Origin of the sequence: Mycobacterium stomatepiae (assembly GCF_010731715.1) — a bacterium.
Classification (GTDB): domain Bacteria; phylum Actinomycetota; class Actinomycetes; order Mycobacteriales; family Mycobacteriaceae; genus Mycobacterium; species Mycobacterium stomatepiae.
This window is the reverse complement of the sequence record NZ_AP022587.1, coordinates 5,022,254-5,035,563: the sequence shown is the minus strand read 5'-3', so window position 1 is coordinate 5,035,563 and position 13,310 is coordinate 5,022,254. Positions and strand designations below refer to the sequence as shown.

Below are 13,310 nucleotides of genomic sequence, written 5' to 3'. Positions count from 1 at the left end.
CTCCGATGGCTGACGCCCCCTCGAATGAGCGGATGATCGCCGGGGTCTCCGCCGCGGCGGTCTCGCTCGGAGTCGCTGAGCTGGTGGGTATCCCGTTCGGCGCGCGGGCCAATGCGCGTGCCGCGATCGGGTCGCTGGTAGTCGACCTGACTCCGGGGCCCGTCAAAGAGTGGGCGATTCAGACGCTGGGCTCCCTCGACAAAATCTTCTTGGCGATCGTCGTGCTCGCGGTGATCGCTACGATCGCGGCGATAGCCGGGAGTTCCGAAACTCGGCGCCGCCCGGTCGGCAGCGCCGCGATCGCCACGGCGGGTGTCCTCGGATGCGTCGCAGTGCTGTCGCGGCAGGGCGCGACGTTGCCCGACACGATTCCCACCGTTGTGGGCGCGGTCTGCGGCGTGGTGGCTCTGCGTTTGCTCACCCTGCGGTTGTGGCCGAGAGATCCTGCCGGCGGCGCCGAGGACGCGCCGGACGCGCGCCGGCGCATGCTGATCGTGTACGGATTGCTCGGTTTCGGCGTAGTGAGCAGTGTGGTGGGTGCGGTCGTCACGCGACTGGCGCATTCGGTCGCCGGCGACCGCAACACCTTCGCGCTCCCCCGGCCGCGATCACCGGCGCCGCCGGTGCCCGTTGACGTGCAACCGAAAGGCCGTGCCCTTACTAGCTTTATCACCCCGAGCGCCGACTTCTACCGGGTGGACACCGCACTAAGCGTGCCCCAACTCAGCCACGGCGACTGGCGGCTACGCATCCACGGCATGGTGAATCGCGATGCCACATACGGCTTCGACGATCTCGCCCACTTCGAGGTCGTCGAGACGGTGGCGACGTTGACCTGTGTCTCGAATCCCGTTGGGGGGAAATTGCTTTCGACGGGGATATGGACGGGATACCGGGTAGCCGACCTGCTGGCGGCGGCCGGTGTGCATGCGGACTCCGACATGGTGCTCTCCACCTCGATAGACGGATTCACGGCGGGCACGCCGGTGGCGGCGCTGACCGATGGCCGCGAGGCGCTGCTGGCGGTGGGCCTCAACGGTCAGCCGCTGCCGATCGAGCACGGCTACCCGGCCCGGCTGGTGGTGCCGGGGCTCTACGGGTATGTGTCCGCGACCAAATGGGTCGTCGACCTGGAGCTGACTCGTTTCGACAAGGCAAAGGCGTACTGGACGCGGTTCGGCTGGGCGGCGCAAGCGCCCATCAAGACCGAGTCGCGCATTGACGTGCCGAAAGATGGTCAGGAACTACCGGGGGGACCGGTCGTGTTCGGCGGTGTCGCGTGGGCACAGAATCGCGGGGTGCGGGCGGTGGAGGTCCGTATCGACGATGGCGGGTGGCAGCCCGCCGAACTGGGCGCGAGTTATTCCGGGGCGACGTGGCGATTGTGGAGCTTCCCCTGGCAGGCGAAAACCCCTGGGAAACACACCATCACGGTGCGCGCCACCGACAACACCGGGGCTATCCAAACCGCGGATCAGGTTGGCAGCGTGCCCGATGGCGCCACCGGATGGCACACGGTGGGATTCACCGTGGCACAGACCTGACGGACTATTTCGACGAGATTTTCCGCCAGCTGAATACCGCGATTGCGGTGCCGATCACCACCGTGATCGGACCGATGACGGACCAGGTGGTGGTGTTGCTCATCGGGCTGCCACCAAGCACCCCGAATCCCTGCAGCGCCCAGATCAGACCGAATATTGCGACGAGCAATCCGGCCGCGAATGTGACGACGAAAGCTCTGCTCATATAGCGATCGTAGGCGCGCCGGACCTCGTGCTGCCGAGCGGCCAACACGCCTGGACGGCCACCCTGGTACAGGCGCTGACCACGTCGGGAATGTCGTCGATTGTCCCCATCGCCTGCGACACCTAGCTGCAAGACAGGGCAACGGGTCGGTCACAATGAAGGCCGCCTCAGCCACCGGTGTCAGGAGGAAGCAGTGACGACAGATCGTGATCCAACGCGGCTCCGCGTCATCCCCTGGGGCACCGGCACGGTCGGCGCCGAGATGGTCACGACCATCATCGACCACCGGCCCGACATCGAGATCGTCGGCGCCCGAGTGTATTCCGACTCGAAGAACGGAGTCGACGTCGGCACGTTAGTCGGCCGAGAGCCGATCGGCGTCACCGCGACCACCGACGTCGACAAGATCGTCGCACTGGATGCGGATTGCGTGCTCTACACGCCGCGCAACACCAACCTCGACGAGGTATGCGCCCTGCTCGCCAGCGGGAAAAACGTTGCCACGACGGCATTTCTGTTCCATCCGCGCCGTATCGATCCGGCCGACCGCGACCGTGTCCTCGAAGCCTGTCAGGCCGGCGGCACCACGGTGCATGGCAGCGGCCTGAACCCCGGGAACCTCTCCGGCGCGCTGCCACTGCCCCTGTCCGGCATGTGCCGCACCATCGACAAGATCACCCTGCAGGAACGCGCCGACTGGTCGGTCTACGAAAGCACGTCGATCACGTTCGACAACATGCGCTTTGGACAACCGGTCGAAGACATCAGCACCGAAGCCAGCGAGTTCTTGGCCTTCAACAGCGGGATCTTCACCGAACAGGTCTGGCTTCTCGCGGACGCGCTGAACGCCGACATCGACGAGGTCACCGCAACGGTGGAGGCGGTGCCCGCACGAGAGGATCATCAGATCTTCGACCGCGTGCTGCGCGCGGGAACCACTGCGGGGCAACGCTGGACGTCGTCGGGACGGCGTAACGGCGAGGTGCTCGTCGAGATCGAGACGCTGTGGACCGTGGGCGGCGAATACCCGGGTCATTGGCCCAAACCCCAGGACGGTTGGACGCTGACGATCGAGGGCGAACCCTCGATGCGGACACACTTCTTCTGCCTGGCGAGCTTTACCCGCGCCGCGAGCATGGAAGAACACGTCCGTTCGGCAAGCGTGGCCACCGGCATGCAGGTGCTCAATGCCGTGCCGGCGATCTGTGCAGCCCCGGCCGGCTTCGCCACCGCGGCGACCCTGCCACTGATCCGCAGCCATGTCGGGTTCGGCAATACCAAGGCGTGACCACCTGCCGCCTAGGTGCCAGGGAACCGCGCGGTCAGTGTGTTGAGCATTCTTCGAATATCCGCAATGCGATCCTGGGCTGCGATAAGACGCTTGGGTGGATCGACGTAGCCCTCAGACTCGCATCGAAGGTGCCGTTCGACTTCTGCTGCGACAAGGTTCTCGCTGAGTTCGGCGAGTTCGCGACGCAGGATCTTGGCGAACTGCTCGGCTTGAGCACGATCGGGGGATGCGACTTCGTCGCCCGCGCGAGTGCCTGACCTTCGACGACTCTCACGTGCTGCCATGATTCGCCCCTAGTGCGAAGTTCCGAAGGCGTCGTCAACCGGCCAGCCGACGTGCGCCAGCCTCTGTTTCACCCGCTCGGTGTCGTCCGGCGAGGGCATTTCGTCGGTGAGCTTGGTGATCGCGACCCGCACATCCGCCGCGTCGATCGGCCTGTTTCCGCGCGAGATCACCTGCGCGGCAACAGCGACGACTTCATCGTCGGAAAGACGGCGCCGCAGCAACGCCAGCAGCGGGACATAGTCATGTGTGGGGATACCTTCGGGGTAGCCGGCGCGCAAGAAGCCGAGTACCCTCATCACCACGTCCGACAGCGCCATCGTCTCCCCACCTCGCATGCTTCGGTAAACAACCCTCGCCTTTCCAACCACTTGTAGGGAAGCCACTTCACCCATCGGAAATCGTTTGTTAATCATGCGTCCAACGTTGCCGTCGCGCCGGGGCCGGGTCCTTTTAAGCTGGTGAAATGCGTACGGCGTTTCATGGACAACTGGAATCGCTGACCGAATTGCTGAGCAGCATGTGCGGCCTGGCCGGTCTGGCGATGGAGCGAGCGACACAAGCGCTACTTAAAGCCGATCTGGCCATGTCCGAGCAAGTGATCACCGATCACGATCAGCTCACCGAGATGCAAACCCGCGCAGAAGAGGCCGCGTTCGCCCTGCTCGCGCTGCAAGCGCCCGTCGCCGGGGACCTGCGGCTCGTCGTCGGCTCCCTGCAGAACGTGGCGAACGCCGAACGGATGGGCGGACTAGCGCTACACGTCGCGAAGATCGCGCGCCGCCGCCATCCCAGCTACACCCTGCCGGACAAGGTCCACGGGTACTTCGCGGAGATGGGGCGCATAGCCGTCGAGCTCGGCAACAGCGCTCGCGACGTAGTGCTATCCCATGATCCGGACCAAGCCGCGCGGATCAGCGACGAAGACGATGCGATGAACGATCTGCACCAACGACTGTTCAGCGCCGTCTTGGACGAGGAGTGGGAGGACGGCGTCACGGCGGCTGTCGATGTCACGCTGTTGGGCCGCTTCTATGAACGGTCTGCCGACCATGCGGTGGAGATCGGGCGGCGCGTCGTGTTCGAGGCGACCGGCCAAACTGTCAGCGATTGAATCCTTGACCTGCTCAAACTTTGTGGAGCTAAGGGGAATCGAACCCCTGACCTTCTCGATGCGAACGAGACGCGCTACCAACTGCGCTATAGCCCCTTGACCGCTAGAGGCTACCAGTTCTGCAACGGCGCCAGCACCAACGGCACTACTGGCCGACGGCGCGCGGCAGGTCCCGGGGCCAGCCGTAGTTCTGCTGCGGCATCGCGTAGTCCAGGTGCTCGAAGATCGGGTCCTCGTCATCGATCTCCAGCACCACCGCACCGGGGCGGCGCAGCCGCGACGGGACCACGTCGTAGTCGCGATTGCGGGCGTTCTCCATGCCAAAGCGGGTGCGGGCCATCCGCTGCGTGCGGCGTCGGCGGACCTTCTCCTCGATTTTGGTCTGGCGGCGCAGATAACCCAGGTAGAGCAGTGTGATCGCGGTGGCGGTCCCGCAGACCCACCAGGCGCCCGGGGTGATCTCGAAGGCAGCCGTCGCCGTGCCGACCAAGACAACGGCCATCACCATCAGCACCTTCTTGCGGAAGGCGTACTTGCGGGCGGTGACGGCGGCCGCGGTCTTGGTGTCGAAACGGCGCCGGCGTTGTGCGCTCGCCGGGACCACGCGCTCGCGCACGCCCGGGTCCTCGTCGTCCGCCTCGGGCTCCAAACCGGATGAATCCTCGACGTACTCGTACTCGTCGTCGAGGTGATCGTCGTCGGCTCCGTCTTCGTCCTCGGCGTGCTTCTCTTCGGCGCCCTCGTCTTCGTCGACCGGAGCCAGCTCGGGCTCGGTGGCCACGGCGCTGACCCCGGCCGGCAGGGCGCCGGAGTCTTCGACGACGTCGACGTCCAGGTAGTCGGGCTCGGCCGGCTCGGCGGCCGCCATCCGCATCACGACCACACCGGCGGGGCGCAGCTCCTCGGTCTCGGCTTCGTCGTCGGTCTCCGCGAGCTCGTCGCCGGCCGAGTCTTCCGGCTTCCAGTCCGGGTCGCTGCGGTGACCCGCGGCCGGACCGTTGCGCCGAAGCAGCCGGGAACCCGCGCCACCGTTGAGCACCCGGGTGGCCAGCGCCACGTCGCTGGTGCGTCGCACGGCGTCACGCTTGCTGATCAGCATCGGTACCAGCACGAACAGCCAGAGCACCACGAGCGAGATCCACAACAACGACTGCGGGATGCTTGGCATGATGACCTGCTCTTTCTGGTCGGGATCCCCCGCGGGGCCGATCGTTGGCCTGCGCTGCCGGGACCTGTGACCAGCACAATTACACACCTGTAATTTGCCTCAATCAAGCATCACACGCCACATATATCACGCTAGCCACAAATTTATTGCGATTTCTCTACGGCGGCGGGTCGTCGGGCGTCGAAATCACTGTCTCGAAAGCGAAAAGGCGGCCACCGCGGCACGCCCAAGCAGCGAGCCGCTAAATCACGCCCAGCGCGCGTATCCGGCACGGACCAGCGTCGACGCCACCGACCCGTAGACCTCCTCGGCCGTGATGGCCATCAGGAGATGGTCGCGCCAGGCCCGGTCAACCTCGAGGTAGCGCCGCAGCAGGCCCTCCTCGCGGAATCCGACCTTGGCCAACACCGCCCGGCTGGCGACGTTCTCCGGACGCACGGTGGCCTCCACCCGATGCAGCATGACCGGTCCGAAGCAGTGGTCCAGGCCCAGCGCCAGTGCGCCGGTGGCCACGCCGCCGCCGGTCGCCGAGCTGGGCACCCAGTAGCCGATCCATGCCGACCGCAGCGCGCCGTGAGTCACGTTGCCGATGGTCAGCTGCCCGCAGAACTGCCCGTCGAGCTCGATCACATACGGCAGCATGCGGCCACTGCGGGCCTCGGCACGCAGGCCCGAACACAACGCCGGCCAGGCCGCGACGGTGTGCCGCAGCGCCCAGTCGCCGTCGGACGTCGGCTCCCACGGCTCGAGATGCGCGCGATCGGCCAACCGATGGCGGCTCCACTGGGCGCCATCGCGCATCCGCACCGCGCGCAGCCGCACGACGCCGGCCGCGACCCGCAGCGGCCCGACCGACGAGGGCCACCCGGGATGACGGGCGTTGGAACGCAAGAGGTTCACCGGCGCGCGCAATCGTGTGAGTCAGCCGCGCTGGGCCAGGAACGCGACGTCGACGATCTCACCGGTACGAATCTGCTCGGCCCCACTGGGAACCATAACTAGACAGTTTGCCTCAGCCAGCGTCGCGAGCAAATGCGACGACCCCGGCGCCCCGCCCAGCGCCTGCACCAAATACTCACCGCTGTCCTGGTCGCGCATCAGCTGCCCGCGCAGGTAACCCTTGCGCCCGGCCACCGAGGTGATCGGCGACAGCGTGCGAGCCTGCACCACCCGGCGCATCGGCTGGCGCTTGCCCAGCGAAAGCCGGATCAACGGGCGCACCATCACCTCGAAGACCACCAACGCGCTGACCGGGTTGGCCGGCAACAGGAAGACCGGCACCCCGTCGCGGCCCAGCTGCCCGAAGCCCTGCACCGAGCCCGGGTGCATGGCGACGCGGACGACCTCCATCTCGCCGAGCTCGGACAGCACCACCCGCACCGCCTCGGCCGCCGCGCCGCCCACCCCGCCGGCGATCACCACGACTTCGGCGCGATTGATCTGACCCTGCACGATTTCGCCCAGCTCGTGGGGGTTGTTGGGCACGATGCCGACCCGGTTGACCTCGGCGCCGGCATCGCGGGCGGCGGCCGCCAGTGCATAGGAGTTGACGTCGTAGACCTGACCGTTGCTCGGCGTGCGCGCGATGTCGACCAACTCGCCGCCCACCGCCATCACCGACACCCGCGGACGCGGATGCACCAGCACCCGTTCCCGGCCAACCGCCGCGAGCAGGCCCACCTGAGCCGCACCGATGATCGTCCCGGCACGCACCGCGACGTCGCCGGGCTGGACATCGTCGCCGGCGCGACGCACGTAGGCGCCCGACGGCGCCCCGCGCAGAATCCGCACCTTCGACGTGCCGCCATCGGTCCAGCGCAACGGCAGCACCGCGTCGGCCAGCGTGGGCAGCGGCGCCCCGGTCTGCACCCGCGCGGCCTGCCGCGGCTGTAAGCGGCTCGGCGTGCGCGCACCGGCCTCGATGGTCCCCATCACCGGCAGGACCAGCCCGCCGGGGGTGTCCTCGTCGGCCATTGGCTCGCCGGTTTCGTCGAGGGACAGGTCGCCGCCCACTTCACCGATGCCGAGTACGTCGACGCTACGCACGGCGTAGCCGTCGATCGCGGCCTGGTCGAAGCCGGGCAGCGGCCGCTCGGTCACCACTTCTTCGGCGCACAACAATCCCTGCGCCTCCGCGATGGCGACACGTATCGGGCGCGGGGCTACCGCCGCCGCCGCGATCCGGGCCTGCTGCTCCTCAACCGAACGCACTCGCCGCCGCCTCTCTGCCGTCACCCCTGACGGGCGGCTACTGCTCGTTCAGGCCCAATCGCGCCACCAACCACCGCCGCAATTCCGGTCCGTAGTCGTCACGATCCAATGCAAAGTCAACCGCAGCCTTGAGGTAGCCGCCAGGATTTCCCAAGTCGTGTCGAGATCCGCGGTGGACGACGACATGAACCGGGTGGCCCTCCTTGATCAGCAGCGCGATCGCGTCGGTGAGCTGGAGTTCGCCGCCGGCCCCGTGGTCGATGCGGCGCAGGGCATCGAAGATGGCGCGGTCCAGCACGTACCGGCCGGCCGCCGCATACAGCGATGGGGCGTCGGAGGCCTTGGGTTTTTCCACCATGCCCTTGACCTTGAGCACGTCGGAATTGCCGGCTCCGGGGATGGCCTCGACGTCGAAAACACCGTAGGCGCTGATCTCTTCCGGCGTGACCTCGATGGCGCACAACACCGTGCCGCCGTGCTCGGCGCGTACCTTCGACATGGTCTCCAGCACGCCGGTCGGCAGCACCAGGTCGTCGGGCAGCAGCACCATCACGGCGTCCTCGTCGGGCGTCAGCGTGGGCTCCACGCAACCGATGGCATGTCCCAATCCGAGCGGCTCGGCCTGCACCACCGACTCGACCTTGATCAGTGCCGGGGCGCGACGCACCTTGGCGAGCATCGCCTTCTTGCCCCGGGCTTCGAGCGTGCCTTCCAGCACCAGGTCCTCGACGAAGTGGGCGACGACGCCGTCCTTGCCCTCGGAGGTGATGATGACCAGCCGCTCGGCACCGGCCGCGGCCGCTTCCTCCGCTACCAGCTCGATACCGGGCGTGTCGACGACGGGCAGCAACTCTTTGGGCACCGTCTTGGTGGCCGGCAGGAAACGGGTGCCCAGACCGGCTGCGGGGACGATCGCCGTGTACGGGATCGGGACTTCATCTGGCCGTGACATCGTTCACACACCATAGCCCTCAGGGGGGTTGCCGCCGCTGCATGGCAGGCCGAATACCCGCCCTGTCATCGTTGATACATGACAACTTTGACCAAGGCCGCATTGCGTGAGCAACTGCTGGCGGCCCGAGGTCTGGTTGCCGACGACGTTCGCGCCGCTGAGGCGCGGATACTCACCGAACAACTCGCGCTCGCCGCGAGCGGCGGCAGCACCGTCTGCGCCTACGTTCCGGTCGGTACCGAGCCGGGCTCGGTGGCGATGCTGGACGCGCTGCTGCAGCTTTCCCGGAGGGTGCTGTTGCCGGTCGCGCGCACGGCCGCGGACGGCAGCCCGATGCGGCTGCGCTGGGCCGAGTACCGGCCGGGTGAACTCGTCCGCGGCCGGTGGGGCCTGCTCGAGCCGCGCGAGCCATGGCTGCCGGAGGCCGCCCTGGCCGAGGCCGAAATGGTGGTGGTGCCGGCCTTGGCCGTCGACCGTCGGGGCGCGCGTTTGGGCCGGGGCCGTGGCTACTACGACCGCTCGCTGGACGCCAGGAACCCGCTGGCCCGCCTGGTCGCAATGGTGCGCGACGACGAGTTCGTCGACGAGCTGCCGGCCGAGCCGCACGACGTGCCGATGACCCACGTGATCACCCCGGGGCGCGGGCTGGTGAGCCTGCGCGCGGCCGATGGGCCCCGGGAATGAGACGGATTTCATGACTGTTTTAGCACTCAGGCACTGTAGAGTGCTAACAATCTTATCTAACGGAGGTTTTGAGTGCCGACCTACAGCTACGCGTGCACCGAGTGCGACAACCGCTTTGACGTTGTGCAGGCCTTCACCGATGACGCGCTGACCACCTGCGAGAAGTGCTCGGGTCGACTGCGCAAACTGTTCAACTCCGTCGGCGTCGTGTTCAAAGGCAGCGGCTTCTACCGCACCGACAGCCGCGAGTCGGGCAAGAAATCGTCGAGTTCGAGCAACGGCTCCTCGACCAACGGCTCCAGCGAGAGCTCCGGTTCGGGCGAGAAGTCGGGTTCGAGCGACAAGTCCAGCTCGAGCGATAAGTCGACGAGTTCGGCCTCGTCGACCGCGGCCGCTTCCAGCTAGCGGGTTATCCACAGACCGTTTCCGGGACGGAAACTTCGGCGGCGCACGGCGCCTACGGTTGCGGGCGTGGGCGAACCGTCGCTGAATCCAGCGCTGCTGCAGCGGATATCGGCGTCGCTGCGCCCGGATTGGGCCCGGACCGTGCTGGCCCGCCGGGTGGTCGCGGGTGGGCTGGTCGTGTTGGCCGGCGTCGCGGCGCTGGGTTCGAATCCGGACGGCGACCGCGTCGACGTGGTGGTAGCCACGCGTGACCTGACTCCCGGCGCCGCTTTGACGCCCGACGATGTTCGAGTCGAAAAGCGTTCGCCGACAACACTTCCCGACGGTTCACAAGCTGACGTTGCCGCGGTGGTCGGTTCGATGCTGGCCGGTCCGACGCGGCGCGGTGAGGTGCTCACCGATGTCCGCTTGCTGGGCAGCCGGCTGGCCGAGTTAACGGCCGGGCCGGGCGCGCGCATCGTGCCGCTGCATCTTGCCGACAGCGCGCTGATCGACCTGGTTCGCGCCGGTGACGTCGTCGACGTGCTGGCCGCGCCGCCCACCGATTCGCAGCCGGGCACGCAGGCGATCAGCAAGTTGGTGGCCACCGACGCCGTCGTCGTGCTCGTGTCGCCGAAGCAGAAAGTCCAGGCCGCGGACGGTGACCGCGTAGTGTTAGTTGCGCTGCCGGCGCGCGTGGCGAACACGGTGGCAGGCTCGGTGCTAGGGCAGGCAGTGACCCTCACCCTGCACTGAGTACCTGACTGGCGCTCGCCACAGAACCCGCAGCAACGTGTGTCCAGCCCAGAAAGGACGTCGGAATGCTCAAGGGGTTCAAGGAGTTTCTCTCGCGGGGCAACATCGTCGACCTATCGGTCGCGGTGGTCATCGGTACGGCGTTCACCGCGCTGGTCACCAAATTCACCGACAGCATCATCACGCCGCTGATCAACCGGATCGGCGTCAAACAGCAGTCGGATATCGGCATCCTGAAGATCAGCATCGGCGGCGGCCAGACCATCGACCTGAACGTTCTGGTATCCGCCGCGATCAACTTCTTCCTGGTCGCCGCGGTGGTGTACTTCCTGGTCGTGCTGCCCTACAACACTTTCCGCAAGCGTGGCGAGGTCGAGCAGGCCGACGACGCCCAGATCGTCTTGCTGACCGAGATCCGCGACCTGCTGGCGCAGACCGACGGGAATTCCTCGTCGGGCAGGCACGGCGGGACCACGCCGCCACCCGAGCACGGCCCGCGCGCAGACGTCGAGTCGCAATAGCGGTTAGTGCGGGACTTGGCCGCGCGACTCTAGATCTCGAGGCTCGATAACTGTCCGATGATCTGTGCCGCGAGCGGATTCAGCGTCGCCATCCCGTCGCGCACCGCGTACCGGGAACCGGCGAGGTTGACCACCAGCGTGCTGCCGGACACACCGGCCAGACCCCGCGACAGCCCCGCGTCGATGATGCCGGCGGACAACCCGGAGGCGCGGACGGCCTCGGCGATGCCGAGGATTTCGCGGTCCAGAATCTCCACGGTGGCCTCCGGAGTGACATCGCGCGGGGTCACGCCGGTCCCGCCGACCGACACCACCAGATCCACCCCGCCAATCACCGCGGTGTTGAGCGCGTTGCGAATCTCGACCTCGTCGGCCGCGACCGCGATCACACCGTCGACGACGAATCCCGCTTCGGTCAGCAGCTCGGTGACCAGCGGCCCGCTGTGATCTTCTTCGTCCCCGTGGGCGGTGCGATCGTCGACCACCACAACCAGCGCCCGGCCGACTACCAATTCCGCACCCGTTTCCATGGGTGCAACCGTATATCCGAGCTCGGACATGGACTCATCGACTCTCATTACTGATCCGCCTTGCCGAGGGTGACCTGCACGGTCCGGCTGCCACCGCCGGGGTCCTGGAACGTCAGCGTTACCTTATCGCCGGGCGCCTTGGACCGCACCGCGGCGACCAACGCGTCGGCGCTGCTGATCGGACGGTCGTCGACCTTGGTGACGACCACGTTCTTGGGCACTCCCGCGTTCGCCGCGGCGCCGCCCTGCACGACTTCGACGACCTTGGCACCCGGCGTGCCCTTGTCACTGGTCACCTGCACGCCCAGCGACGCATGCGACGCCTTGCCGGTGCTGATCAACTCGTCGGCGATGCGCTTGGCCTGGTCGACCGGGATCGCGAAGCCGAGCCCGATCGAACCGCTTTGCGCGTCAGGCGAATCCGACCCCAGAGTGGCGATCGCCGAGTTGATGCCGACCAGCTGCCCCTGCAAGTTGACCAGCGCACCGCCGGAGTTACCCGGGTTGATCGCGGCATCGGTCTGGATCGCGTCCAGCACCGTGTTCTGGTTGCCGGACTCACCGGTTGTCGACACCGGCCGGTTCAAGGCGCTGATGATGCCGGTGGTCACCGTGCCTGACAACCCCAGCGGCGAACCGATCGCGATCACCGGCTGGCCGACCCGCACATCCGACGAGGAGCCCAACGCGATCGGAGTCAGCCCGGACACCCCCTGCACGCGGATGACGGCGATGTCACTGGTGGGATCGGCACCCACCACCGTGAACGGCGCGGTGCGGCCGTCGGAGAAGGTCACCGTGGTCTTCGGTGCCGGCCCGCCCGGCGGCGGGCTGCCCGGGGTCGGGCTGCCCGGTGTCGGCGTACCCGGCGCGCTCGGACCTTTCGGAGGGCCGGCGGCCGCAGCGATGACGTGGTTGTTGGTCAGAATCAGCCCGTCGGACGACAGGATCACACCGGAGCCCTCTTCGGACGCGCGACCGAGGTCGGTCTCCAGCATCACGACGCTGGGCACTACCTTCGCGGCGACCTGTTCGACGGTGCCGGGCGGCATGTTGGCCGCCGGAACGCCCGGCGTGGCCCCCGACGGTCCGCCGATGCGGCTGGAGCCCGTGGAGTGCGTGCCGAGTTCGACGACCGTTGCCGCGGCGCCACCAATGCCCGCCGATACCACCGCGACCGCCAGCGCGCCCGCCACCAGCAGGCCGGCCCGCGATCGCTTCTCCGGCCGCGGCGGCCCCATCGGCGGCAGCATGCCGGGGATGGGACCCGACCCGGCGCCCCCGGGAATCGGACCGGCGCCGGTGCCGCCGGGGATCGGGCCCGCGCCGGTGCCACCGGGGATCCGGCCTGGCCCGGTGCCGCTGGGTATCGAACCCGCCCCGGTGTCCCCGAACGGCTCGTAGGGCCGACGGTATGGCGACGTCGGCGACGGTTGTGACGGCTGCCCCTGGTGGTACCGCCAGTCGTAAGGCTGGTTGTACGGTTGGTGAGGCCCTGGGGCATACGCGGGAACTACACCTGGCTCAAAGGGCTGGTTAGGCCCGGTGCGGTATCCCGGCTGCTGCGGCGGTGGCGAATACCTTGGGTCATTCGTCATGTCGCTAAGTCGCTCTTCCTCTAAATGGGGGTGCTATCGAGCTCAACTTGGCTCGATTTCCAACACTATC

At 67.4% G+C, this 13,310-nt stretch carries 16 protein-coding genes and 1 tRNA gene; 8 read left to right on the top strand and 9 right to left on the bottom strand.

The genetic code is table 11. The features are described 5' to 3' along the window. The first annotated feature begins 5 nt into the window (after nucleotides 1–5). Nucleotides 6–1,544 (top strand): molybdopterin-dependent oxidoreductase, encoded by a 1,539-nt coding sequence (locus tag G6N54_RS24025; RefSeq protein ID WP_163792639.1) that lies wholly within the window; start codon nucleotides 6–8, stop codon nucleotides 1,542–1,544. 4 nt (nucleotides 1,545–1,548) lie between these two features. Here the strand turns inward: G6N54_RS24025 and G6N54_RS24020 are convergent, their stop codons facing one another. Continuing rightward, a complete protein-coding gene (locus G6N54_RS24020) occupies nucleotides 1,549–1,749 on the bottom strand; it encodes a hypothetical protein (RefSeq protein WP_163792636.1) in 201 nt (66 codons plus the stop codon). A 262-nt stretch (nucleotides 1,750–2,011) separates the two neighbouring features. Here G6N54_RS24020 and G6N54_RS24015 point away from each other — a divergent pair, with 262 nt between their 5' ends. Continuing rightward, nucleotides 2,012–3,037: an NAD(P)H-dependent amine dehydrogenase family protein gene (locus G6N54_RS24015; RefSeq protein WP_163794937.1), complete on the top strand. Its 1,026-nt coding sequence runs from the start codon at nucleotides 2,012–2,014 to the stop codon at nucleotides 3,035–3,037. 131 nt (nucleotides 3,038–3,168) lie between these two features. After that, nucleotides 3,169–3,297: a hypothetical protein gene (locus tag G6N54_RS31190; RefSeq protein WP_269475869.1), complete on the top strand. Its 129-nt coding sequence runs from the start codon at nucleotides 3,169–3,171 to the stop codon at nucleotides 3,295–3,297. A 36-nt stretch (nucleotides 3,298–3,333) separates the two neighbouring features. On the opposite strand, the gene G6N54_RS24010 is transcribed toward G6N54_RS31190, so the two are convergent. After that, nucleotides 3,334–3,642, bottom strand: a complete 309-nt coding sequence (locus tag G6N54_RS24010) for a DUF3349 domain-containing protein (RefSeq protein ID WP_163792634.1) — start codon at nucleotides 3,640–3,642, stop codon at nucleotides 3,334–3,336. A 146-nt stretch (nucleotides 3,643–3,788) separates the two neighbouring features. On the opposite strand from G6N54_RS24010, the gene phoU reads away from it, so the two are divergent. Next, entirely contained in the window at nucleotides 3,789–4,436 is a 648-nt protein-coding gene (phoU, locus tag G6N54_RS24005) for a phosphate signaling complex protein PhoU (protein WP_163792631.1), read from the top strand. 23 nt (nucleotides 4,437–4,459) lie between these two features. Here phoU and G6N54_RS24000 read toward each other — a convergent pair. From G6N54_RS24000 to G6N54_RS23980, 5 genes are all read right to left on the bottom strand, one after another. Then, nucleotides 4,460–4,532, bottom strand: a tRNA-Ala gene (locus tag G6N54_RS24000). Nucleotides 4,533–4,581: 49 nt separating this feature from the next. Further along, nucleotides 4,582–5,604: a divisome protein SepX/GlpR gene (sepX, locus tag G6N54_RS23995; protein WP_179969117.1), complete on the bottom strand. Its 1,023-nt coding sequence runs from the start codon at nucleotides 5,602–5,604 to the stop codon at nucleotides 4,582–4,584. Nucleotides 5,605–5,850: 246 nt separating this feature from the next. After that, a complete protein-coding gene (locus tag G6N54_RS23990; RefSeq protein ID WP_179969116.1) occupies nucleotides 5,851–6,504 on the bottom strand; it encodes a GNAT family N-acetyltransferase in 654 nt (217 codons plus the stop codon). Nucleotides 6,505–6,525: 21 nt separating this feature from the next. Continuing rightward, nucleotides 6,526–7,815: a molybdotransferase-like divisome protein Glp gene (glp, locus tag G6N54_RS23985; RefSeq protein ID WP_163792629.1), complete on the bottom strand. Its 1,290-nt coding sequence runs from the start codon at nucleotides 7,813–7,815 to the stop codon at nucleotides 6,526–6,528. Between the two features lie 37 nt (nucleotides 7,816–7,852). Continuing rightward, complete coding sequence (locus G6N54_RS23980; RefSeq protein ID WP_163792627.1) at nucleotides 7,853–8,767, bottom strand: UTP--glucose-1-phosphate uridylyltransferase; 915 nt, start codon at nucleotides 8,765–8,767, stop codon at nucleotides 7,853–7,855. Between the two features lie 78 nt (nucleotides 8,768–8,845). Here G6N54_RS23980 and G6N54_RS23975 point away from each other — a divergent pair, with 78 nt between their 5' ends. The 4 genes from G6N54_RS23975 (at nucleotide 8,846) to mscL (ending at nucleotide 11,112) form a co-directional block, all read left to right on the top strand. Then, nucleotides 8,846–9,451, top strand: coding sequence for a 5-formyltetrahydrofolate cyclo-ligase (locus G6N54_RS23975; protein ID WP_163792625.1), 606 nt, complete (start codon nucleotides 8,846–8,848; stop codon nucleotides 9,449–9,451). A gap of 72 nt (nucleotides 9,452–9,523) precedes the next feature. Beyond that, the gene (locus tag G6N54_RS23970; protein WP_163792623.1) at nucleotides 9,524–9,856 is read left to right on the top strand and encodes an FmdB family zinc ribbon protein; all 333 of its coding nucleotides are present in this window, start codon (nucleotides 9,524–9,526) and stop codon (nucleotides 9,854–9,856) included. A 66-nt stretch (nucleotides 9,857–9,922) separates the two neighbouring features. Next, complete coding sequence (locus G6N54_RS23965) at nucleotides 9,923–10,591, top strand: SAF domain-containing protein (RefSeq protein ID WP_163792621.1); 669 nt, start codon at nucleotides 9,923–9,925, stop codon at nucleotides 10,589–10,591. 65 nt (nucleotides 10,592–10,656) lie between these two features. Continuing rightward, on the top strand, nucleotides 10,657–11,112 hold the full coding sequence (gene mscL / locus G6N54_RS23960) for a large-conductance mechanosensitive channel protein MscL (protein ID WP_163792619.1): 456 nt from the start codon (nucleotides 10,657–10,659) through the stop codon (nucleotides 11,110–11,112). A 29-nt stretch (nucleotides 11,113–11,141) separates the two neighbouring features. Here the strand turns inward: mscL and G6N54_RS23955 are convergent, their stop codons facing one another. Both G6N54_RS23955 and G6N54_RS23950 read right to left on the bottom strand, forming a co-directional pair. Then, a complete protein-coding gene (locus tag G6N54_RS23955) occupies nucleotides 11,142–11,690 on the bottom strand; it encodes a MogA/MoaB family molybdenum cofactor biosynthesis protein (RefSeq protein WP_163792618.1) in 549 nt (182 codons plus the stop codon). Further along, nucleotides 11,690–13,240: a S1C family serine protease gene (locus tag G6N54_RS23950; RefSeq protein ID WP_163792615.1), complete on the bottom strand. Its 1,551-nt coding sequence runs from the start codon at nucleotides 13,238–13,240 to the stop codon at nucleotides 11,690–11,692. Before G6N54_RS23950 ends, G6N54_RS23955 begins: the two co-directional genes overlap by 1 nt. Nucleotides 13,241–13,310: the final 70 nt, after the last annotated feature.